The following is a 21099-nucleotide window of genomic DNA, read 5'->3' as shown; positions in this document are numbered from 1 at the left end:
AATTCTATTGTCTGACATGAAAGTGTAAGGTTGTTTTTTTTGTAATATAGGCATCAATAGTGAAATTTGTGGGGTATAAATGTTGAATTTTTCAGTGAATGAAGATCTCTGCGTTCTTTGCGGGCTGTGTGCTCAGGATTGTTTCCATGGAGTAATCGAACTTGATGAATATCCTAAAATTGTGGATGAGCAACGTTGTTTTGAGTGTCTGCACTGTCTTGCGGTTTGTCCAGAAGGCGCCATCTCCATTCTCGGACATTCCCCGGAAGAGTCTATCCAGCTAAAAGGAAACATGCCTGATGAGGATATGGTGGCAACCCTCATTAAGGGCCGTCGTTCTGTTCGTGCATACAAGCCGGAACCGCTGGAGCCGGAAAGGATTCAGAGACTGCTGGATGTTGCATGGCATGCCCCCACAGGTGTTAACTCACGTAGCGTGCACATCACCCTCATGGATGACCCTGTTTCGGTAAAAAAGTTTCGGGATGAAATTTATGAACGTCTTGAAGACGCCCTCGCTAAAGGTACTTCCGAGATTCCGTATGTGGCAAACCTTTTCAAGATGGTCTGCCAGCAGATGAAGGAAGACAGTGTGGATATTCTTTTTCGTGATGCACCTCATTTCATAATCGTATCCGCGCCTGAAAGTGCCCCCAGCCGGACTGCGGATATGACAATTTTTCTTTCCTCTTTTGAACTGATGGCCCAGTCCATGAAAATCGGCACTCTCTGGAACGGCCTGCTTCGGCGCGTAGTCGAATCCATCCTCCCGGACCTGAAAGAAAAGCTCGGCATTCCCGAAGATCACGAAATCGGCTACGCCATGCTTTTCGGCAAGCCCGCTGTTAAGTATCAGCGCACGGTTGAACGTGGAGAGGCGCGGGTGAGGCGGGTTGAGTGGGGGTAGGGTTGTTTTATCTTGATGAAGTAAATCCCAGTTTTTTGTTGTGAAAAGCTGGGATTTTTTATTGCCCTCGACCTCCAATCACGTACAATAAAAGTATGGAAAACTCCCGTAAATACACACAAGCCGCGCGTTATCTGGGCATAGCCGTTGCGACCATTATGGTTCTGCAATCCTGCATGGTTGTGGTGCATGAATTTACGCATAGCACCATGGCATTTTTGCTGGGTGAGATGAAGAGTCCGCTGGATATTGTCTGGGGTAATCCGATCATGATGACCGGCTGGGATGAGGGAGTGGATTACACACGTATCTTTGCGGAAGGGCATGACTTGCATGGTGCATTTATCGGATTCAGTCCGCTGATTATGCATTCCTTTGTGACCGGAATTTGTCTGTTTATGATGAATACCGGCAGGCTTCGCAATAGATGGGCATATCACTTTGCCTACTGGCTTGCTGTGGTTAATCTCATGGAGCTTGTTGCCTACATCTACATGCGTGCTTTTGCCGACAATGGTGATGTGGGCCGGTTTAATCAGGGCATGCACCTTTCGCCGTGGCTGGTTTTCCTGCTTGGAGGAGCTCTTGTGACATGGCTGTTATGGTTGCTGTTTCGAAATGCCTTACCGCGATTACTGGAATTATTTGCAGCCCATAATCTTGTATGCGCATGGTCCATGCTGACTCTAAGCTCATTCACAATTTTCCTTTGGGGTAGTGGAATTCGAGTGATCGCTTATGTTAGTGGGGCGCAAAGTTTATTCGGAGTCGCCGGAATTTTTATTTTTATTCTTACGTTGATTTTGTTCAGAGTGAGAACTTAAATTTTAATCCCCACCCTTCGGTTTGAAGGGCGGGAATTGATTTCATTTATCTGTTACACTTCGCCAATAATTATAAATTGTCGTTAGTTCTTCTGATTGGGATTTCTTTTTCATTTTTTCCAGAAGACTGATTAGGTCTAATGTTTTTTGTCTTGATTGATCATAACTAGAGGTTCTTTTTTTTATACATTTTTCGTTTGAACTAAGATCATCTTTTGCAGATCTATATGCCTCTATGCGGTAGTGATGGGCCAGAAGGTTGCATTGAATGGCGTATAATCTCAGGTTGGCAGGGGTTGCGGTATTACTGATCACTTTTTCCACATCACCGAGCGGAGCATCCTTAATAATGGACATTGCTTTATTTAAATTAAAACAATTTTTATCATGCTGTTCTGATGCGTTTTGGTAAAATGGTTTGGCTTCTTCGACTGCAATAAGGGCGGGCATGATTTGGATAATGCCTTTATCTCTAGTGGTAAAATTGATCTCTTTATCTGCTGCTTCAGCCACAACTTTGTATACAGCATCATAATTCTCTAATTTCCAATTAGTTAAACCTTTCAGGACCAGATAGTTACCGTACAAATTGTTCTTTTTAAGGTCTTCTCGTTCCTTTTCGCTGAAGTCGTTTAAAATTTGATTTGTTTCTTGGTATAGTAGTGCGGATTCATTTTGTTTTGCCAGATCGGTTACGGAAATACCTTCAAAGCTGATTGAACCAAAGTTTTGTTGATTATTCAATTCAGCGGCTTGGTTAAAAGAGTCCTGAGCTGATCGGAGCTTATTTATTGATTTACATCCACAGAATGAAAAAATGAGTATGACTGTCAGCAGGACGGAAAAGTTTAATCTAATTTTGCTGGTAATCATGTTTATCTCCCTAACTTATTGCTTGAAGTTCTTTATTTGCCAGTTCTTTAAGCTTGGCAAAGTCAATTTTTCCGCCATCTTTAATGTCGTTAATGAATGAGTCTAATATACTCTTTAAGGAGTTAACTGCTTCTGGTGATGCTTTTGAGTCTGCCAGTTCAGACATGAGCACTTTTACAATTTCTTGAAGTACTTCATCACGGCAGAGTCTCCATTTTATCAAATCATCCGGGCAGTCGAATATTGATGAGATCATGGCATCAATAGCGGCTGCGGCAATGTTTTTGCGACCACCATCTGCAAATATTGTTTCTTTAAGTAATTCTTCTCGCAGGGCTATACCCTTGATTACCTCGGCAATTATTTTTGCTGATGTTTCTACAGATATGTCTGTTTTTCGGGCTTTGAGGCAGGCAACAGTCTGGGTTAGCGCCAGATTTAATGCGGTGTTGTAGTTGTCATTGTTTCCGGTAATCCAGGCTGGATTGCTTTTGATTTCATCGCATACTGATTCAACAACCATAAGCATTTCTGCATGGGTGAAGTCCGGCCTCCAGTAAGGATAATCGGGGTTACTGTCTGTGAGGGCTTTTATGGTCGCCTGCGTGGCTATGAACAGGATGTTTTCTTTTGGTGAATGTTGGTCGTTAGGCCAAAGTAAATCGAGATTTTCTCCTGTTTTTTCTAACATTATGCGGGCGACTTCCGGTAGCATAGCATCGTCAAATAGAGGCATATTTGTTCCGGCTAGTCCCGCTGCAATTTCAGATAATAATTTATTGATTTTATCGTCTGAATTGGTGATCAGCTTAGGATGTTTACTGATAACAGCTAATGCTGTTTTGGTCAGCCGTTCCGCTCCTGCTTGACTGAAAATCGGCTTGAATTCGATACTATCATCACCGATCATCAGTTCTAGCACGTCGTCACCGATTCTTTTCGCTATCTCTTGGCTGGCTTCGCCTTGTATGCCTAAAAAGTTTCCGGGATCGGAAATTGCGGTGCGAGCTGATGCATCCAAAATCCCACGGAAGACAAGTTCTCCCCACTCTTCCATTTCAAAGCGTTTATTTCTTTTTTCAGTGGCAGTAAGTCCGGTTTGGTTGATTTTGTTATTACGGTCTTTAACGAGAGTGGCTATTTTATTGGCTGAATTTCCGATTAAGGCATGTACATTCTTATTGTTGCCAAATATTTGAGAATTTGAGCTTACTGTTTCAAGGGTTGCTGCGAAAAGCAATACGGGAAGATTGTCTAGGGTTTCTTCGGAGAAATCTATTTGATCAAGTTCATCAATGAAATGTTTGATCAGTTTTCCCTCAGATGTATTGGTATTAAATAATTGTGGGTTCAGTTGTAGAAAATCAACACCGACTTCAATTATAGTACCTGCTACATGCTGTACTGCCGTCGCAGTTGATAAACCTTTTTCCCAGCCTTGGACCGTGTGTAACGCGCTTATGCTATGAATATTGCTTAATGAAAATTTCGGATCTTCTTCCAGAAGGATAGCCATCTTGGCCTGTTTTGCCAGTTCCAGAAGAGTTTCAAGTTCCTCTTCAGTCAATGATTCAAGTGTCTTTTCTTTAAAATTTTGAAGCTTGGGCCATGCATTTATCTTTCTTTCATTATCACCGTCGACAAAATGTCTAGCTTCACCTTCCTCATTGAAAAACAAGCGCCAAGCTCTGGTATTGGTCATAAGTTCCGGCATTCGTGGCAGAGGCAGCACCAATTCCCGGTTACGGGTAATATCCACATAACTCTTGTATCCAGCCTCCCCGATTTTAATGGAAGCCCGTATGGCGAAAATAATGATTGTTGCTGTATCCATTATCATTATGCACCTCCTTCAGTGGCGGATGGAGTTGCGTCCGGCTCTCCCTTGAGTTGGCGAATTTCTTCTTTTAGACGTTCATTTTCACTTTTAAGATTATCTTCACCTTGCGCTTCAAGGAATCGTTTTTCCCTTTGCTTGGGATCGCGTATTTTAAGCTTTTCAAAGAGGGCGTTCATGCTCCCGCTACCTCCGGCTAGCAGCATGGAGGTCAGGAAGAAATCAATATTTGCGTTTACTGGATGTCCATCGCCGAAAAGGATAGTTACCAATTTTTGGACTATGTCCAGATCAGCTGATTTGCAGAAAATGAAGAGGGTGATGACGATGACGGGGGTTTTCCAACCTTTATTGTAGGTGTGTTTGATAAATACTCGCCAGTCGAAAAGGGTTGTAAATGAGACTTCTATGAAGGTAGCGAGGATGAAGGTTTTGAAAAGCAAAGTGAGTGCTTCGTCATAGACCTGCTGGTCGGCCGAGGCCGGTCCAGCTGGAGTTCCGTTAGTTAGGGCAAGGACTGGAACAGCCCAAAATAGAATAGCTAATACTGAGAGCCATAAACTTGGTTTTGAGAATTTTGAGACGAGTTTCATCTGTCCTCCCATTTTGATAGCAAAATAAATACTTACCAGTAGTTACTGGTTATTCTTAAAATATCTCTATTCGGGGAGTTGTCAACGAACTTTTTCGTACAATTTAGTTGCATGAACGAAGGGGGGAAAAGCTCAACAATATTAAGATGTGGCGGGGATCAGGACAGAATTATGGTGTCAATATACTTAACCAATGCAGGGTGCATACTATAGAATGTCAGTCCTTTTGAGGTGTTGTTTTTAGCTATTGGTTTTTGATTAGAGCTTAGGATTTTAATAGATTCAGCAGCCCGTTTATCTGTTTCAGAGCGGATAACCTTTTTTATGGCACTAACGGATTTCAGTTTTGTGGCCTGTTCGTAAGAATGGCAAGCCACTATAGGGCCGGTATCAATTGTAGATTCCACCAGATGAGATGTTGTTGCCAATGGAACTCCGCAAAGTAGTGAAAATTCTATTGAGGAGCGTCCGCGTATATAGGGAAGCAGCCCCCAATGATCATTGATAAGTCCAGTTTTAAAGGCGTTAATAATGTTGGGTTTGATTATGAATCCGAGCTTGTGGAATCCTACATTGAGGTTGTGCTTTTCTAGTTCGTTGCCGATGCTTATATTCGAATGATCTGCCGCAAGCTTCTGGTAAGGAATGTGGCAACCTTTAAGTATCCGATAGATGAAAAAGGCCAGTCTGTTCTTAAAAAGTAAGCGTACTTTTGAGTTCTGGTGATGCGGGATAAAAAAGCACTTAACGTTGAATCCGCAGGAAGTAAGTTTTTTATATATATTTGTGAAGAATGTAGGGCTGCCCAAAAGGGCAATGTTGCCTTGGCTGTAATTTTGCGGTGCAGAAGCGGTTTTTTTTAATAGATCATTTAAATGGGCTGTGTGTTCTTTGTCTTCAGATATAGGAAAGGGGTGGGTTGCATTGCTGGTCAATTGGTTATGAAAATGAGCAACAACAAGATCTCTCAGGTTTTTGTCTTGATCCGCATTGTCTGAAAACCACAGGTACTCGTTAAAAAAGCGCACATCGTTTGAATTTAAGTAAAAGACTGCCAGTGTCTTGCAGACCTCGTGAAGATCCGCCGTGCTGAATGAGTTGTTTCTCTTGAAATGGATTTTGGATAAATAGGATTCGCGATATTCACAGGTATCCGGCATGCCGCTAGCAAGTAACTCGGCTTCTAACTTTTGGTCGTATGTGTCAGGCTTATGCAGAATGTTTCGTTTCCTAGCCATGTTCAGGACCTCGATTTTACCTTGATTGCTCCGGCTGCAATTTTCTTTGCCAGCCCGGTCATATCATCAAATTCCACCATATCTTCGTATTTCTCAAGTATATAATCAAGAAACCGTTCTATGTCTCTGACATAGTTATGGATTTGCTTGGTATGACACTCAATGACTATAGGAATCAGCGGTAGGTCTGAATTCTGAAAATTTCTGATTACTGTATCAAATGATGTCTTAAGATAGCTGAATCTCTGGTTACCGATTTTTAAATGGGTTTTATACGGATGCAGGGAAAAATTAATTTTTTTACTACCTAGCGGAGACGTTTGTTTTATCTTGCCAGAGATTTTTTGTGTATGCAGATAATTGATATTGTTGCTGTAGCGATATCTGTCACTCAGTTGATTAAAGGCGTAGCGTGCAAACGTCAGCAGGTCAGGGGCGAAAGGTTGTAAGGGGATGATTGTAATGTCGCTTTTGGGACCGACGCGTTCAATGTTCGCAAAATCAGGATGGTAGGGCTGGCAGGATTCTTCAAGTTTGCGGTAGTCAATTCCGGCTTCAGGAAAAAACATTCCTTGGCGCACCCCCATGACGATTTTGATTCCGTTATCAGCCAGAATAAAGAGCAAAGAACTTGAGGGCTGCATACCCCATGACCCGGCTTTGAAGGATATAATTTTATGATTATTATCAACTTCAGCAGCCAATCCATTCAGTAATTTCAGTGAATTTGAAATAAGGGCCTGCTGATCTTGATGTGTAAATTTGCCGATATTCCAAATGTTTCCGAGTTCAAATTGTCCATTAGTGTATTTTGCATCAAGCCACTGTGGATGCAGATGTAGTTGTACATCGAAACCGCTTTCCAGCATTTCCAGCACAGTATCATCCCAAAGATGGGCCTGTGTGTTGATAGAGCGGCAAGTATTTTTCAATCTTTCCAGCACAAGACGGTGCGCTGTTTCTACCATAAAGGATAATTTTATATCTCGGCAACGGGCTATGTTCATGAGCATTTTAGCCGGGTAATGCTGATGGTAAGCCACATGTCCGGTTCCGTTGCCCATGATTTCAAAGTCGTCTTCAATGGCTATTACAAATTTCGGTTTCATTTATCCCCAAATACCATGATGCGGGAGCGAATGACAGGACATTGTCAAGCTGGGTGGAGACCTTTTTCTTATAGATAATAAAGATGGGCTTGAGTGCGGTGATGCAGGTCGTTCAAGTTTAACTTTAATTATTTTAAGGAAGGTTTGTGTATGCGGAAAGTGGAATTGATACGTGTTGAATCTGGAGAGGAAGCAACGCTTGGAGGGCTGCTTGTAGATGGTAAATCTATTTGTTGGACTCTTGAAGAACCATGGCGTGGTAATCGGAAAGATGTTTCGTGTATTCCTGAAGGGCGTTACCCATTAAAACTTGAATTTTCCCCCTCCAAGGGACGGAAACTATGGACAATTAAGGATGTTCCTAACCGTTCCTATGTGCGTATCCACACAGGAAATACGGCGGATGATACTGAAGGGTGCCCGCTTACAGGTACTAAGCCCGGATATCTGAAAGGAAAACGGGCTGTGCTGGGGAGCAGGGCAGCTTTTATTGAATTTATGGCCGCCATGTCCGGCTGCGTGGAAGCGGATATAGTGATTCACTCATCAGTAGTTTGACAAGTCTAAATCAACTGGTGTAGATGAGTTTGAAATTCAATTTCAAACTAAATATAAATCTATACCCAAAGGGGGATTAAAATGCTTGATGGAGTAAACAGATTCGGAACAACTGCGGACATGATTATTCAGGAAGTTGAACTGGACGGCGAGAAGAGACTTTTAGCTATAGATAATAGAGGTTTGTATCTGACAGAACAGACTCGTGTGGATAAGAAGCACGCTGATGTTAACAGGTATGGAGTCGATCGTCAGGAGGCATGGGATCTTTTAGAAAAACATGGTTTTGCTACTGTTGATCTATTTGAAGATAATAAACATCTCATCAAAACTAAGGTAGCCGGGAAATCAAAAATGGTTAACCCGCTTAAGGCATCCAAGCGCGGCATGAAGTAGAAGAAAATTCTGCTGCAACTTTAAAAGAATCCCCTTGCTATTCATATGAATAGCAAGGGGATTTCTCATTACTGTATTTCGTGGATGAGATTATGGCTTGATGCTCCGCTCCTTTAACCCCAGCACTTCCTGAATCTTAGGCTGCAATATATTTTCTTTAGTTATTAAGTATACTTTGGTTGTTGTTTCTGTCGGTGTCTTTTGGCCTCTTGCAGCCATTGCCGCTTGGGTAACGGCAATTCTTCCTATCTCATACGGGTCTTGCGCCACCCCGGCGGAGATTGTGCCTTCTTGAATCTCCTTAACCATCTGCGGATCTGGATTGAAAGCTACAAAAGTTATCCCTTCACGTTTGTCTAACTGTTCAAGGGTCTTAATAAGTATCTCGCTGCTGCTCTCATTAAAGCCGATTACGGCTTTAATTTTCTTCTTCTTGTGCGGATTATCGTTGCCGTACATAGCTACGCGAATCTTAGAGGAGCCTTTGTCCAGTTGCTTGCCGACATAAATAGCCTTGGCAATTTTAAGCTTGGAACCGGACTCTTCTAATTGATGTTTAAAACCTTCAATTCTTCTATTCACCGGGGAATTGCCCTTTGTGAACATGCCCAGCACCACTGAACCTGAACCGCTCAATTCCTTATGCAAATATTCTGCGGCCAGTGCCCCGCCTTTGAAATTATTAGAGTGCACGTAACCTGCGTTTATCTTGTTGGAAACCCTTGAAACCATTTGGATGACCGGTATCCCTTTCCGTATGACTTTCTTTAAAGAGTCATACATTCTCAAGCTATGTACCGGGGAAATAACAACGGCGTCCACTTTATTTTGGATGCACCATTCAAGTTCTTTTTTTTGCTCTTTGAAGCTTCCATAGCCAGCCGGATTGATCCAAAGCACTTTGATGTTGCCATCGTCAGTGGCGGCTTTGATTGCTCCTTTTTTCAGTAAGTGCCAGAAGTCCAGATCGCCACGCTCAGGGATTACCGCAATGTTGAGTTTCTTAGGCGCAACAGAATCTGCGGCTTTTGCCGGGTGCGCTACGAGCAGTGTTGTGAAAATAAGAATGAATATAGCGATGAATTTGATTCGAGGCATGAAGTTGTACAATTTCATCCGATCTCCTTAAATAGCTGACGGGTTTGATATATAAGGAAATAGTATAACTCTAAGGAATTATTCAATCAAGGGTAGATAATGTGAATTATATTTGTGAGTAAAAAAAGATACAACTATTTATTTTTACCTGGGAAAAGATTATAAGAGGACGTTTTATTATATTGGAATTGCACGAGACGGGTCGAATTTTGGTGTTTAAGTTTTGGGGAAAACTGGTTTGGTGGAGATTTAAAGATGCATAGCATGAAATATATGGTGATTTGGATAGTCGTAGTTATTTCAGTTGTGGTTCCGTATTTTGCAAAAGACAGTGCTGCTGAGAATTACCGTGTTCTTCGCTATATCGAATCCTTTCCTCCATACTATTTCCCGGCAAACAGTTCTCAGACGGGCATTGTTAAAGATATTTTTACTGCACTTTCTAAGGAAACCGGGGATACATTTGAGTTTGTTCGTCTTCCCTACAAGCGTGCCTTATACCAGTTTGCAACAGGCAAAGTTGATATAGAACCCATGGCCAATCCCGCATGGAGGGGGCATTCTTCTGTTCCAGGGATTTACAGCATTCCGTTTGGTGTGTCCGAGCAGGTTGTTTTGTATAACGCCAAATATGCGCAATCAGCTTGCTTGCCGAAATATTTAGTAGGTAAGACCCTGGGGACTGTAGCGGGCTACACATATCCTGTTTTCGGTCCATATTTTGCGGATGGACGCATAAAGGAACATCAACTCAAAAATGAGAATAAGCTTATCCAGATGTTGATCGCCGGTCGTTTGCATCAGGCAATTATGAATAAAGATTTTGCCTTGTATAGAATTAAGACTGAGCAACTCAAAAATCAATTGGCCGTAAGTCGGCCGTGCAATTCCGTACCCATGATGATTCGTGTTCATCCCAGCAGGAAAGACGCACTCCCCAAGCTCAATAAAGCTATCAAGAAGCTTTTGGATGATGGCACTATTTCAAAGATTTATGGTCGGTATCGGTAGGGCTATTACTTTTCTCTCCAGCCCCGCGACCTCATGCATTTATCAATTTCATTTGTCCTGATGTAGTTGCCGGAAAATCTAGCGCTATTAGTTGTCATGGTTCTTGATCGATCCCCTTTGCCTATCTGGAGCTTTTCTTCTATTCGCTTTTCACATTTCTTTCTGTCTTTTTTAAATTCTGCTTTAGCCACTGCCGGGTCAGGGTAATTATCATTATGCCATGAGGAGCAGCCACCAAGAATTATCAGTAAGGCTGTGAGGGTAATGAACTTATTCATATTGAATCTCCATCAGAAAAATGCTGGTAATATAGATTTAATGAGCGTCAGGTTGCACGGGGAGGTTCTGCGAACTAGTTAGCCGCAGTAGCAAAGCGTTTACGCAGGAAATCGGTCAAACCTTGGTTCACGCCCTGTCCGCATTTTGCAAAAGGACAACCTAATTCATAGGGAACCTCAATAGGATCAGGGGAACCGGAATAGATTACAGTTTGGCCTTGGCCGTTACTTTCTTTCACCAGCAATTCCACAACAAGAAAACATGTGTTCGGCCCGGTTTTAGCGCGTTCAATTCCGGGTGACCAAGTATTCACAACCACCGGGTAGCTTCTGAATGTAGGGCCATAAGGCAGGGAGTCGGAGAAACCTACTTGTTGCTGCGCGCCATGAGCCATTGCTTTAGGGGAAATAGAACCCACACGGGCTTCAATAAGGTAATCAACTTCGCCGTCCGGCTGATATTTATATCCAAGTCCGGCCAAAGTTTGAATTGCACTTTGAGCAATAGGAAGCGCGCCGGTCTCAACACGTTCAGGGATGCCGCTTCCTTTCAGCTGAAAAAGCACAATACGTACATTAAATGAACCAAGAGCCGGGTTAAAGGCAGATAGCGGAGTCGGTGGAGTTACGTTGCGGGTAGAGCAGCCGCCCATGCAGAGGATGGAAAAGATAACAATTGAAAGTAGAATGAGTTTCTTATGCATAACGACCCCACGGTTTATTTGGATTTAAAATAATCAGTTATGAACTCCGTTAATAAGGAGTTTTTGTCAATGGGGGTATTATTTATTTTTAGAAAAAGGGGGTGTTGTTTCTCAAAGATAAATCATCGGCAGAACAATTGATAATGTTATCCACATGATTATTACCAGCGGGGTTCCAACTTTTAAGAAATCCGAAAATGAATATTCCCCTGCGTTCATTACCAGTAGATTGGTTTTGTAGGCCATGGGAGTGGCAAAACTCATGTTAGCCCCGAACAGGACTGCCAATACGAACGGTTCCGGATCAAGGTTTAATTGGTGGGCAATGGACAGGGCTATGGGAGTGCCGATTACAGCTGTCGCATTATTGGAGATGGCGTTGGTGAAAACGGCCATCAGCAGCATGAGGCCACTGATAATCATGGCTGCCGGAGCATCCCCGCTCAATGACACGAATAATGTGCCCAGAAAGTCCGCACCGCCAGTTATAAGCATGGCTTTGCCGAGGGCAAGACTGGTCACAACAATCAGAATTACCTGCACATTCAGGGCTCTTGTGGCATCTCTCCAAGTTATGCATCCGGTCAGAATCATGAACAGTGCCCCGCATGGTGCGCTGATGGCTATGGGGAGTATTCCGAAAGCAGCGGACAGTATTATTCCCAGCATGATGCCCATTGCAAGGTGAGTCTTCCGAGAATATGGAAGATCCATTGTGGAATCCAAGACCAACACCTTGGTGTTCTTTTTGAGTTCCGATATTTTTTGTCTTGGTCCCTGAATCAGCAGAATATCACCGAGTTCCAGTTTTATGTCACTAATCTTGTCTAAGTACCGTTTGAGTTTTTTGCCGGAACGGTGAATGGCCAGAGGTGTCATGCCGGTCCGTTCTGCAAAATGATATTTTTTTAATGTAGTCCCGTTTAGCGGTGATCCTTGATAGATCACAATTTCAGCGATTTGCTGGTCAGCAGCCCTAAAGGGGTGCTCAGCATCAAAGGGGACTACTGATCCTACAGGGTACAAAGTTCCGTGCAGAATTTTTTCAAATTCTTTCAGTTGTTCCGGGGTGTCGTTTATGACCAGATGGTCACCGGCTTGTAGGATGGTCCCCGGATGCAGATATATCGGTTTTCCCTCGCCACGTTCAATGGTGGAAACCTTCATGGTGTTGTCGGTCAATTTAAATGCTTTTGAAAGGGGGCTTCCTTCCAGAGGGCTGCCCTCGGTAACCTCCAGGTGGGCGGTGAATATGCGCGGAGAACTGTCAGTCAGAGTGATTTCTATTTCTGGAATGATACGTGGGGCGATCAGCCAAAGATATAAAATTCCGATGCTTCCGGCGATGATTGCAGGCAAGACAAAATCAAACATTTCTATGCGTTTCAGCCCCATATCCGCTGCGACCGAGACAACCAGCAGGTTGGTGGATGTCCCGATGGTAGTGGCGGTTCCGCCAAGCAGGGTAGAAAAGCCCATGGGCATGAGTACGGATGAAGCCGGAGCCCCTGTTTTCAGGGATACGCTAATGAGGACCGGCAGCAGTAAAACCACCACAGGAACATTATTGATGAAGGCGCTGATGAATGCTCCCAGCAGCAGGGTCAGTAAAAATGAAATGGAAGGGCTTTTCCTCCAAGCCCGGGCCAGTAAACGGCCCAGTGGGTCCAGCGATCCTGTTCGTAAAATTCCTTGTCCGGCAATCATAAGCGCGCATACCGCAATCAGTGCTTCGTTGCCGAAGCCGTAAAAGAAATTGACGGCATGGAAGGTTTCCCCTTCGGATTTATAGGGGAAAATTTGGAATCCAACAGTCAGGAGTAAAAGGATGAGCAGGCTTGAAGTTTCAAGTGGAATTTTCTTTTTACTGAACAAGAGCAATGCAATAGCCGTTAAGGTCAGTACAGCCAGTGCGTGAAGGTTCAGGGGTGGAGGTAGGGTCATGGAAATTCTCCATTAGCAGGATGAATATTGTTCACATGGTTACATCATAGTAATGGAAAATTGTGGGTGTGGATAGGGGGAGGGAAATGTGTTTGCTGGTAGGGCAATTTTAAAATCCCAGCCTTTCAAATGAAGGCTGGGATTTTTCGGGCGAAATTAAATGATGGATGCGGACGGAGTACCCGTTATCGGTTGTTTGAGGATTAGCCTATGGTATTTGGAGTTGCCCTCGTTTATTCTAGTTCGTGTACTGCCTTATCCAGATGTTTATGCCAGATACTACGAAAATCATCGTGTTCGAGAGTTCCTTTGGTGACAGGGACTACTTCTATACCCATGGCGGAAAGGGTACTTCTCCAAGCGTGTTGACTCTGTCCGAACAGGTCAACTTGGACATGATGACCGGGTACACACATGAACGGGATTAGAAAGACCCGCTTTATCCCTTTATCCAAAAAATGTTCGCCGAGGCTGGTCGGGCCTGTTTTGTCCATAAGCGTACCTACCACGACATTGGGTAAAGTCCGTGAAAGCAAACCTTCAAGGGCCATATAAAAGGTATGCCCTTTATGATACGTTCCGTGGCCGACCAAAATGACGCCATCACTTTCTTTCCGTTCGAATGGAAGGTATCTGGCGATAGCTTCTACGGTTTGCTCCAGATCTTCCATTACGTGGAGCAACGGTGCTCCTATGCTGATCTGAGTTAACCCTTTACGCGGATGGCACATGCCCTGAGCCTGTTGCACAACCCAATCATATTCTACGCCCGGCACTGTGTGGAGAGATTGAATTGCTACATGGCTGAAACCATCATCCACCATTTGTGAAAGGGCTTCAGCTATGGACAGACAGGGGATACCGCGCTTGCGAAGCTTGGTTCGGATACGGTTGGCTGTGAAAGCCCAGCGGATGTCCATATCAGGATATTGCTGCCGGACTTCATTTTCAAACTGGTCATAGAGGTGATGGGTATGCGGAAGTGCACAGCCGAAAGCAGTCAGCAGAATGCCTCTTTTTCCATCTAGAGGCTGGGGGCAATGATCGTGTGAGTGACTATGGTCGTGTGAATGACTATGATCGTGGTGATGATGGTCGTAATGCTCATGACTGTGGTCGTGACATCCATGATCAGATTTTTCGTTTGGAGCATGATCATGTTCGTGATGGCTGTTACCTGCTGTGGTCTTTTCTGAATCAAGGTGCATAGTTGTTCTCGTTGTTGGGTTCAAGTTTGGTTTAGTTGCCAAAATGGCAGCGGATACAGACGGTATTTTCCTTTTTTATACAGAGAGTCAGGCAAAAAATTAGTTTGAATGGCTGCACCTGACCCAGTGGTTGTTGCCAAAATTTTGCAACGTTTGCGGTGTGTTCTGGCAAGATTCAACAGCAATGGGGCAACGGGGATGCAGGGAGCATCCTGCTGGGGGATTTATCGGGCTGGGCGGTTCCCCTTTCAGTCTGATTCTCTCAGTCTCTGGCAGCAGGCCGGGAACAGATGAAGCAAGGGCTATTGTGTAAGGATGGCAGGGATGCTTCAATATTTTTTCAGCAGATCCATACTCTACAATATTTCCATAATACATGACTGCAATCTGATCCGCCATAAGCCGTACTGATCTCAAATCATGTGTAATAAGCATTAATGATTTATTTTCTTCTTCAACTTTCTCTTTTAAAATTGAAAGCACATGGGCTTGAATAGATCTGTCCAGAGAGGCCGCTGGTTCATCAGCAATAATCAGTGACGGGTTCAAACAGAGCGTCCGGGCAATGGCGATGCGTTGGCGCTGTCCCCCGGAAAGCTCGTGTGGATATCTGCCGAGAAGGTCAGATGTCAGCTTACCTGTCTCAAGGGAGCCTTCGAGCAGTTTCTCGCGGTTTCCATTCAATTGTTTCGTTATTTTGAAAGGTTCAAGCAGCAGTTCTTGGACTTTCATGGCCGGATTCAGACTTGCTGTTGCATCTTGGGGAATCATTTGAATAGCTCTCCGGCAGGATTTAGCGTTTGTCCTGTTGAAGATGTTTTCGCCATTAAAAAAAACGTTTCCGGCTGAAGGTCTTTCCATCCCTAGAATGATTCTACCTAGAGTGGTTTTTCCCGAACCTGATTCTCCAACCACGGCCAGACACTTTCCCTTTTCCAGAGAAAAAGAGATCTCTTTCAGCGCCATAGTTCTGATCTTGCGTATCAGGCCTGTGCTGAAAAATTTATCAATTCTCTCGACTTGCAGCATTTGCCTGTTCATGCGGAGCACCTCACTCCGTTTTGTAGCAGAGGCTTTTCGATAGAGCATATTCCATTTGCTTCAGGGCAGCGGGGATGGAAGCGGCAGCCTTGCGGCGGAGCAGTGAGTGGGGGCGGGCTTCCGCAGATGGGACAGAACCTTTCATGATCAAACGTTTTCATCAGGGCCTGCACGTAGGGATGGCGTGGGCTTTTAAATATTTTGTGAAGCGGACCTGTCTCCACTATTTGCCCTGCATACATGGCGGCAACATTTGCGCAAAGTTCTGCGGCCACATCAAGGTCATGGGTAATCAGCAAAAGTGACGCTGAAAGCTCATTTACTACATCCTGCATAAGTTCGATGATCTGCATCTGCACCGTAGGGTCAAGGGCGGTGGTCGGTTCATCTGCAATGAGCAGTTTCGGTTTTGCCGCAAGTGCCATTGCAATCATGACCCGTTGCAGCATTCCGCCTGAAAATTGGTGGGGATACTGGCGGGACCGGATTTCTGGATCAGGCACTCCGGTCCTTGCTAGAATTTCTATCGCAGCCTTGCGGGCCTGTTTTCTAGTGAAACCCTGCCGTTCTATGGCTTCGGCGATCTGTTTACCGATACTCATCACCGGATTAAGACAGGAGGCAGGGGTTTCAAATATTATGGCAATGTCTTTGCCTCGGACCTGTCTTATTTTATCCGGAGTTAAGCTAAGTAGATTTCTGTCTTCAAAAATTATTTCGCCTTTGATCTCTGCTGCGGGAGGAAGAAGGTTCAGTATAGCAAGTGCAGCTACGGTTTTTCCGCAACCGGATTCCCCGAGAAGGCAGCACTGATCATATCTTCCGATGCTGAGATTGAAGTCATCAACCACGGAGACAATTCCTGCTTCGGAAGGGAAGTTTATGGAAAGATCTTTTATCTCAAGAAGCGGTGGCGGATTGTTCATTAAATTTCCTCCGGCAGGGGGCATGATAAATGCTTCTTGTACGAGTGCGGGTCGAGCATATCCCGCAGTCCTTCGCCAGTAAGGGTGAAGCCCATTACCGAAATCGCAATGCAAAGCCCTGCAAGCAGCGGAACATGCGGTGCAACTGCAAGCGAGGGAAGTCCTTTGCTCATGATGGTTCCCCATTCCGGAGCGGGAGGCTGAACTCCCAGTCCCAGAAAGCCCAGTCCGGCAATGGCGGTGATTTTTCCGCCCACGCCGATGGCGGCTATGGTTGTTATCTGGGGCCAGACTTCAGGCAGTACACAGGTGCGAATAATGTACAGTCTTCCGGCTCCCATCGAGCGTACAGTCTCAACATGCAGGCCGCTCATGGCGGTGCGGGTAACGCTGCGGGCAACACGGGCAAATTTTGGCCAGCCGGGAATCGATAGGGCCAGAATGAGTCCTGTCGCACCGGGGCCGGTTATGGCAATACACAGCAGCGCCGCAACTATTCCCGGAAAAGCAAAAAAACAATCCGTTATGCGCATAAGTAATCCGTCCAGCCTTTTGCAGCACCCTGCAATAACCCCTACGGTCAGTCCGGTGAAAGCGGTTATGAGGGTCACGGTCAGCGCAAGACCTATGGAAGGGCGTATTGCATAGATAAGCCTGCTGGCAACGCACCTGCCGAGATAGTCAGTTCCGAGAATAAAATTTGCATCCGGTCCCTTAAGTCGGTGTCGTAAATGCTGCTCAACCGGATCATGGGGAGCAATGTGCGGAGCGGCAATCCCTATAATGGCAATTGCTGATATTATGATCAGTCCTACGGCAAATGATTTACTGAAGAATTTGGGTTTATACATTATTTGCCTTCTTCAAATCTGGGGTCGAGAAATATATTGATCAGGTCAGCAGCCAGTATGATGACAACATATGCGGTTCCGATTGCCAGAACGCATCCCTGAACTACGAAAATATCACGGGAGCGTACAGACTCCACAAGCAGTCTTCCTATTCCGGGCCAGAGAAAAATTGATTCAATGACAACAGCCCCTCCGATCATGTGCCCTGCCTGCGTTCCGAGGTAATGCAGCACAGGAGGAAAGGCATTTTTAAGTGCATGCCTGCCGATCACTACCGACTCCCGCAATCCTTTGGCCCTTGCGGTAAGTATGTATTTTCCCCGCAGGGTCTGGAGCATTGAGGTGCGCATCAGTCTGGCAGTTATGGAGGAGTTGATCAGGGCCAGAGATGCCGCGGGAAGTATGAGGTTGTACCAGTTGCCGTATCCGGCCACAGGAACCAGCTGTAACTGGAGCGAAAAGATCAGTATAAATATTACGGCCAGAAAAAAATCCGGTATGGATGACAGAATCAATGATATTCCAAGAGCAGCTTTGTCTACAGCCTTTCCGGCATTTACCGCTGCTGCTGTGCCGAGAGGGATGGCAATAAGTGCTGTCAGGAATGTGGCGACAGAGGCGAGGAGTACTGAGGGGCCTATCGCCTGCCGCAGCTCAGTTGTTACGGGCTGACCGGATTGGATAGAATAGCCGAGATCTCCGCTTAAGCCCCGTTCCAGCCAGCAGAAATACTGAACAGCAATAGAACGGTTGTAGCCCATTTCTTCCCTGAGCTGCTGAACCGCTTCCTGCGGCGGGGATTCCATTTCCATCAGATGGACAAGCGCTATCTCAGCAGGATCACCGGGAAACATTGCCAGAGAAAGAAAGGCTGCGACGCTGACCCCGATAAGTACGGGGACCAGCGTCGCAACTCTAAGAAGGGCTGATTTGAAGATATACACAATGAGGCAATCTAGTTGAGTTCAATTCTTTCAAGGTGAAAGCAGTGTTCAACCGGGTGCATCACATACCCCTTTACTCTGGGGCTTACACCGTCAATGTTTGTGTAGTAGTTGAGGTAGGCCATGGGAGCGTCTTCAAGCAGGAGCTCCTGAATCCGGTCATAAATCTCTTTACGTTTTTCGGTGGTAAATTCCTGACGTCCCTGATTAAGAAGTTTATCCACTTCCGGGTTATCATAATGATATGCACCCCAGCCCGGCTTGAAAGTGTTGGCAGATAAATAGTCTGCGTTCAGGTTGAAATCCGGGTCCGGGACAAAGAGAAGTCCGCGGCCTACGATGGTCATTCCAAAGTCACCAGAATCACGCATCTTCTTGGCCAGATCTACCTGAACAACTACCAGTTCAACCTTGATGCCCAGCTTTTTGAGCTGGCTTTGAATCACTTCAGCAGTCGGGGGCAGGGTTGCTCTTTCCGGGTAGGTTACCAGTTTGAAGGCAAAAGGCTTACCGTCTTTATCAAGGATTCCATCTCCGTCAGTGTCCTTCCAGCCAGCCTCGGTAAGAAGTTTTTTGGCCTTTTCAGGAGAGTAAGGGAAGCCTTCAAGTTTTGTGTTGGACCAGAAAATTACCGGGGGATAGATGGTTTTTGCCGGTTCACCGATGCCGTCGAGTACAAAGTCAACAAGGTCCTGACGGTTTATGGCGTAGTTGATGGCAAGTCTTGTTTTTCTATCTGTGAAAGGGCCTTCGGCCATGTTGAATCCGGCAAAACGAGTACGTCCGATGGCTTTGGTCTGTATATTTTTACCACTGGCTTTGAGGTTGGCGATAGCTTCGGGAGGAAGGAGTTGCGCAATATCGAGCTCTCCTGATTGCAGCATGGCTGTGCGGGTCATTGCATCGGGAACACCTTTGTAGATCACTTTATCGATCTTGGCCTTTTGGCTTCCCCAATAGTTCGCGTTGCGGACAGCAACCAGATTGTCTTTTAATTTGCACGATTCAAATTTGAAGGGTCCGGTTCCTATCGGTTTGATCACATTGCCTTTTGCATCAAATGAAGAAGGCGCAAGAGCTGCCGCCTCTCCTTTTGATAAGTATGCTGCAAGCGGGGCAAAGGGCTTGGATGTTACAATTTTCAGGGTTTGATCATCGCTGGCTGTAATTGATGTGATAGGGACAGACTTGAGAAGTGCTCCCTTTTTCATGAGTCTTTTCAGGTTGTCGGCCATGATTTGCGCTGTGAGAAGCGTTCCGTCATGAAATTTAACACCTTTGCGCAGTGTGAAAGTCCAAGTCTGCTTGTCATTAGATACAGTCCATTTTTCTGCTAGGTGCGGAGTAAATTTTAAGTTGAAGTCAACACCGATCATGGATTCGACTATTCCGATTCGCTGAAATGCATAACCTGATTTCTGGACATCAAGGGTTTTTGGACCCCACGGTGAACCTATTTTAATGGTTTTCTGTCCGGCAAAGGCAGTGCTGGAAATTAGTGTAAGCAGGATTGTCAGTAAAATGGATCTCATAAAAATATTGCGCATTCGGGTATTTTCCTCCTAAGATTGTTTTGACAGTGGCACGATATTTAAATTATTAAAACTAATCAAGTCATAAAGTTAAATGTGTAACAGGTTTAGCGTGGGAGATAATATGGATAGAGATTTGATTAGCGCGGAGCAGGGTATCGATTGGATAAAAGCGTGGCGCGACAATATGGGCCGCATGAATGAAATAAGCAGCGTGGATTACTGGAACGGACGAGCTGATGATTATGATGATTTCATATGCACATCGGAATTTTCATATGGCTATGAAATTGTTAAGATTCTTGAGGAAAGTGGTGTGATCCAGCCGGATTCATCAGTGCTGGAGATTGCATCCGGTGTGGGAGCAGTGACGATTCCCCTTGCCCGTAAATCTTTGAAAGTTATTGGGGTTGAACCCGCCCAAAATATGGCTGAGCGGCTAGAGAAGAATTCACGTGCCGCAGGGATTGAAAATATCGAAATGCGAATTATGACCGGGCAGGAGTATGCTGAGGCTATGGCTTCACCGGACCATAATTTGAGTCTGCTCTGTCATGCAGCATGGCAGTTCCCGGAGATTGCAGAGCTTGCTGATATGATGGAAAGCGGAAGCAGGCAGTGGTGTTGCATTTGTGATACTGAGCTTGATCCTAATTCGGAAAATGCAGCACTTCACAAACAGCTCGGAGTGGTCTCCAGTAGTTTTGACCGTGTTGAAGGCGTGTTCCGTGGGCTTGAGGCACTGGGGCGCGAACCTTCAAAAAAATCTTTCGGCTATACCATGAAAAGGTCAGTAGAATCAGCCTACAGCATGTTCACCAAGGTTCTATCCAAGCAACGTACACCCACAGAGCAGGATCTCGAGTTGATCAACGCTCATATTGAACGTCATTCCATAGATGGAATTTATAATGAACCCGGCAGAATGTCCGTGGTTTGGTGGCGTAAAGCGTAAGTCGTGATACGAGGGAAGGTAGAACAGTAGCTTAAAATGAAATTGCTCAAATTTTATAGGAGATGCTTCGGTAGTCTTCCCGGTAATCCCCCTGAAAAACAAAATCCCGGTCTTTCTTAGAAAGGCCGGGATATTTTGGGTGAATTAATGGTGAGGCGGGGGGGGACTCATATAGGGAAAATTTTCATATTTTATATTACACGCTGCGCTGGAATACAAAGAGCCATAGCAAGCTTGTTGCAGCTTAGTTCTAATGATTCCTTCAAATCCAA

General features: G+C 45.0%; 21 protein-coding genes and 1 pseudogene. 6 read left to right on the top strand and 16 right to left on the bottom strand.

Going from position 1 to position 21099, the window contains the following annotated elements; all coding sequences use genetic code 11:
- Positions 1 to 79: 79 nt before the first annotated feature.
- Positions 80 to 907, top strand: coding sequence for a nitroreductase (locus tag D0S45_00505; GenBank protein TIH19852.1), 828 nt, complete (start codon positions 80 to 82; stop codon positions 905 to 907).
- Positions 908 to 1002: 95 nt separating this feature from the next.
- Complete coding sequence (locus tag D0S45_00500) at positions 1003 to 1731, top strand: hypothetical protein (GenBank protein ID TIH19851.1); 729 nt, start codon at positions 1003 to 1005, stop codon at positions 1729 to 1731.
- A gap of 42 nt (positions 1732 to 1773) precedes the next feature.
- On the opposite strand, the gene D0S45_00495 is transcribed toward D0S45_00500, so the two are convergent.
- The 5 genes from D0S45_00495 to D0S45_00475 all read right to left on the bottom strand — a co-directional run bounded on the left by D0S45_00495 (position 1774) and on the right by D0S45_00475 (position 7381).
- The gene (locus D0S45_00495; GenBank protein TIH19850.1) at positions 1774 to 2604 is read right to left on the bottom strand and encodes a hypothetical protein; all 831 of its coding nucleotides are present in this window, start codon (positions 2602 to 2604) and stop codon (positions 1774 to 1776) included.
- Between the two features lie 10 nt (positions 2605 to 2614).
- Entirely contained in the window at positions 2615 to 4444 is a 1830-nt protein-coding gene (locus tag D0S45_00490; GenBank protein ID TIH19849.1) for a hypothetical protein, read from the bottom strand.
- Positions 4444 to 5034 carry a hypothetical protein gene (locus tag D0S45_00485; GenBank protein TIH19848.1) on the bottom strand — a complete coding sequence of 197 codons (591 nt, stop codon included), beginning with the start codon at positions 5032 to 5034 and terminating at the stop codon, positions 4444 to 4446. Before D0S45_00485 ends, D0S45_00490 begins: the two co-directional genes overlap by 1 nt.
- A 158-nt stretch (positions 5035 to 5192) precedes the next feature.
- The gene (locus D0S45_00480) at positions 5193 to 6272 is read right to left on the bottom strand and encodes a hypothetical protein (GenBank protein ID TIH19847.1); all 1080 of its coding nucleotides are present in this window, start codon (positions 6270 to 6272) and stop codon (positions 5193 to 5195) included.
- A gap of 2 nt (positions 6273 to 6274) precedes the next feature.
- Positions 6275 to 7381, bottom strand: coding sequence for a hypothetical protein (locus tag D0S45_00475; protein ID TIH19846.1), 1107 nt, complete (start codon positions 7379 to 7381; stop codon positions 6275 to 6277).
- A gap of 150 nt (positions 7382 to 7531) precedes the next feature.
- Between D0S45_00475 and D0S45_00470 the strand changes: the two genes are divergently transcribed.
- On the top strand, positions 7532 to 7939 hold the full coding sequence (locus tag D0S45_00470) for a hypothetical protein (protein ID TIH19845.1): 408 nt from the start codon (positions 7532 to 7534) through the stop codon (positions 7937 to 7939).
- A gap of 81 nt (positions 7940 to 8020) precedes the next feature.
- Complete coding sequence (locus D0S45_00465; protein TIH19844.1) at positions 8021 to 8335, top strand: hypothetical protein; 315 nt, start codon at positions 8021 to 8023, stop codon at positions 8333 to 8335.
- Positions 8336 to 8425: 90 nt separating this feature from the next.
- Here the strand turns inward: D0S45_00465 and D0S45_00460 are convergent, their stop codons facing one another.
- Positions 8426 to 9451 carry a hypothetical protein gene (locus tag D0S45_00460; GenBank protein TIH19843.1) on the bottom strand — a complete coding sequence of 342 codons (1026 nt, stop codon included), beginning with the start codon at positions 9449 to 9451 and terminating at the stop codon, positions 8426 to 8428.
- 246 nt (positions 9452 to 9697) lie between these two features.
- Between D0S45_00460 and D0S45_00455 the strand changes: the two genes are divergently transcribed.
- Positions 9698 to 10444 carry an ABC transporter substrate-binding protein gene (locus D0S45_00455; GenBank protein ID TIH20265.1) on the top strand — a complete coding sequence of 249 codons (747 nt, stop codon included), beginning with the start codon at positions 9698 to 9700 and terminating at the stop codon, positions 10442 to 10444.
- Between the two features lie 5 nt (positions 10445 to 10449).
- On the opposite strand, the gene D0S45_00450 is transcribed toward D0S45_00455, so the two are convergent.
- The 10 genes and pseudogenes from D0S45_00450 to D0S45_00405 form a co-directional block, all read right to left on the bottom strand.
- Entirely contained in the window at positions 10450 to 10722 is a 273-nt protein-coding gene (locus tag D0S45_00450) for a hypothetical protein (protein ID TIH19842.1), read from the bottom strand.
- Between the two features lie 74 nt (positions 10723 to 10796).
- Positions 10797 to 11426 carry a hypothetical protein gene (locus D0S45_00445; GenBank protein ID TIH19841.1) on the bottom strand — a complete coding sequence of 210 codons (630 nt, stop codon included), beginning with the start codon at positions 11424 to 11426 and terminating at the stop codon, positions 10797 to 10799.
- Between the two features lie 111 nt (positions 11427 to 11537).
- Entirely contained in the window at positions 11538 to 13370 is a 1833-nt protein-coding gene (locus tag D0S45_00440) for an SLC13 family permease (protein ID TIH19840.1), read from the bottom strand.
- Between the two features lie 233 nt (positions 13371 to 13603).
- On the bottom strand, positions 13604 to 14578 hold the full coding sequence (locus tag D0S45_00435) for a sirohydrochlorin cobaltochelatase (protein TIH19839.1): 975 nt from the start codon (positions 14576 to 14578) through the stop codon (positions 13604 to 13606).
- Between the two features lie 99 nt (positions 14579 to 14677).
- Positions 14678 to 15013: an ABC transporter ATP-binding protein gene (locus D0S45_00430; GenBank protein TIH20264.1), complete on the bottom strand. Its 336-nt coding sequence runs from the start codon at positions 15011 to 15013 to the stop codon at positions 14678 to 14680.
- 78 nt (positions 15014 to 15091) lie between these two features.
- Positions 15092 to 15667 (bottom strand): annotated as a pseudogene (locus tag D0S45_00425) (ABC transporter ATP-binding protein).
- On the bottom strand, positions 15616 to 16569 hold the full coding sequence (locus tag D0S45_00420; GenBank protein TIH19838.1) for an ABC transporter ATP-binding protein: 954 nt from the start codon (positions 16567 to 16569) through the stop codon (positions 15616 to 15618). The pseudogene D0S45_00425 and the gene D0S45_00420 overlap by 52 nt, the downstream one beginning before the upstream one ends.
- Positions 16545 to 17396, bottom strand: coding sequence for an ABC transporter permease (locus tag D0S45_00415; GenBank protein TIH19837.1), 852 nt, complete (start codon positions 17394 to 17396; stop codon positions 16545 to 16547). Before D0S45_00415 ends, D0S45_00420 begins: the two co-directional genes overlap by 25 nt.
- Positions 17396 to 18250, bottom strand: coding sequence for an ABC transporter permease (locus tag D0S45_00410; GenBank protein ID TIH19836.1), 855 nt, complete (start codon positions 18248 to 18250; stop codon positions 17396 to 17398). The genes D0S45_00415 and D0S45_00410 overlap by 1 nt, the downstream gene beginning before the upstream one ends.
- 101 nt (positions 18251 to 18351) lie before the next feature.
- Entirely contained in the window at positions 18352 to 19887 is a 1536-nt protein-coding gene (locus tag D0S45_00405; GenBank protein ID TIH19835.1) for an ABC transporter substrate-binding protein, read from the bottom strand.
- Positions 19888 to 19966: 79 nt separating this feature from the next.
- Here D0S45_00405 and D0S45_00400 point away from each other — a divergent pair, with 79 nt between their 5' ends.
- Entirely contained in the window at positions 19967 to 20827 is an 861-nt protein-coding gene (locus D0S45_00400) for a methyltransferase domain-containing protein (GenBank protein TIH19834.1), read from the top strand.
- Positions 20828 to 21099 lie beyond the last annotated feature (272 nt).

This window comes from Marinifilum sp. JC120 (genome assembly GCA_004923195.1).
GTDB lineage: Bacteria > Desulfobacterota > Desulfovibrionia > Desulfovibrionales > Desulfovibrionaceae > Maridesulfovibrio.
This window is presented reverse-complemented; position numbering and strand designations above follow the sequence as displayed.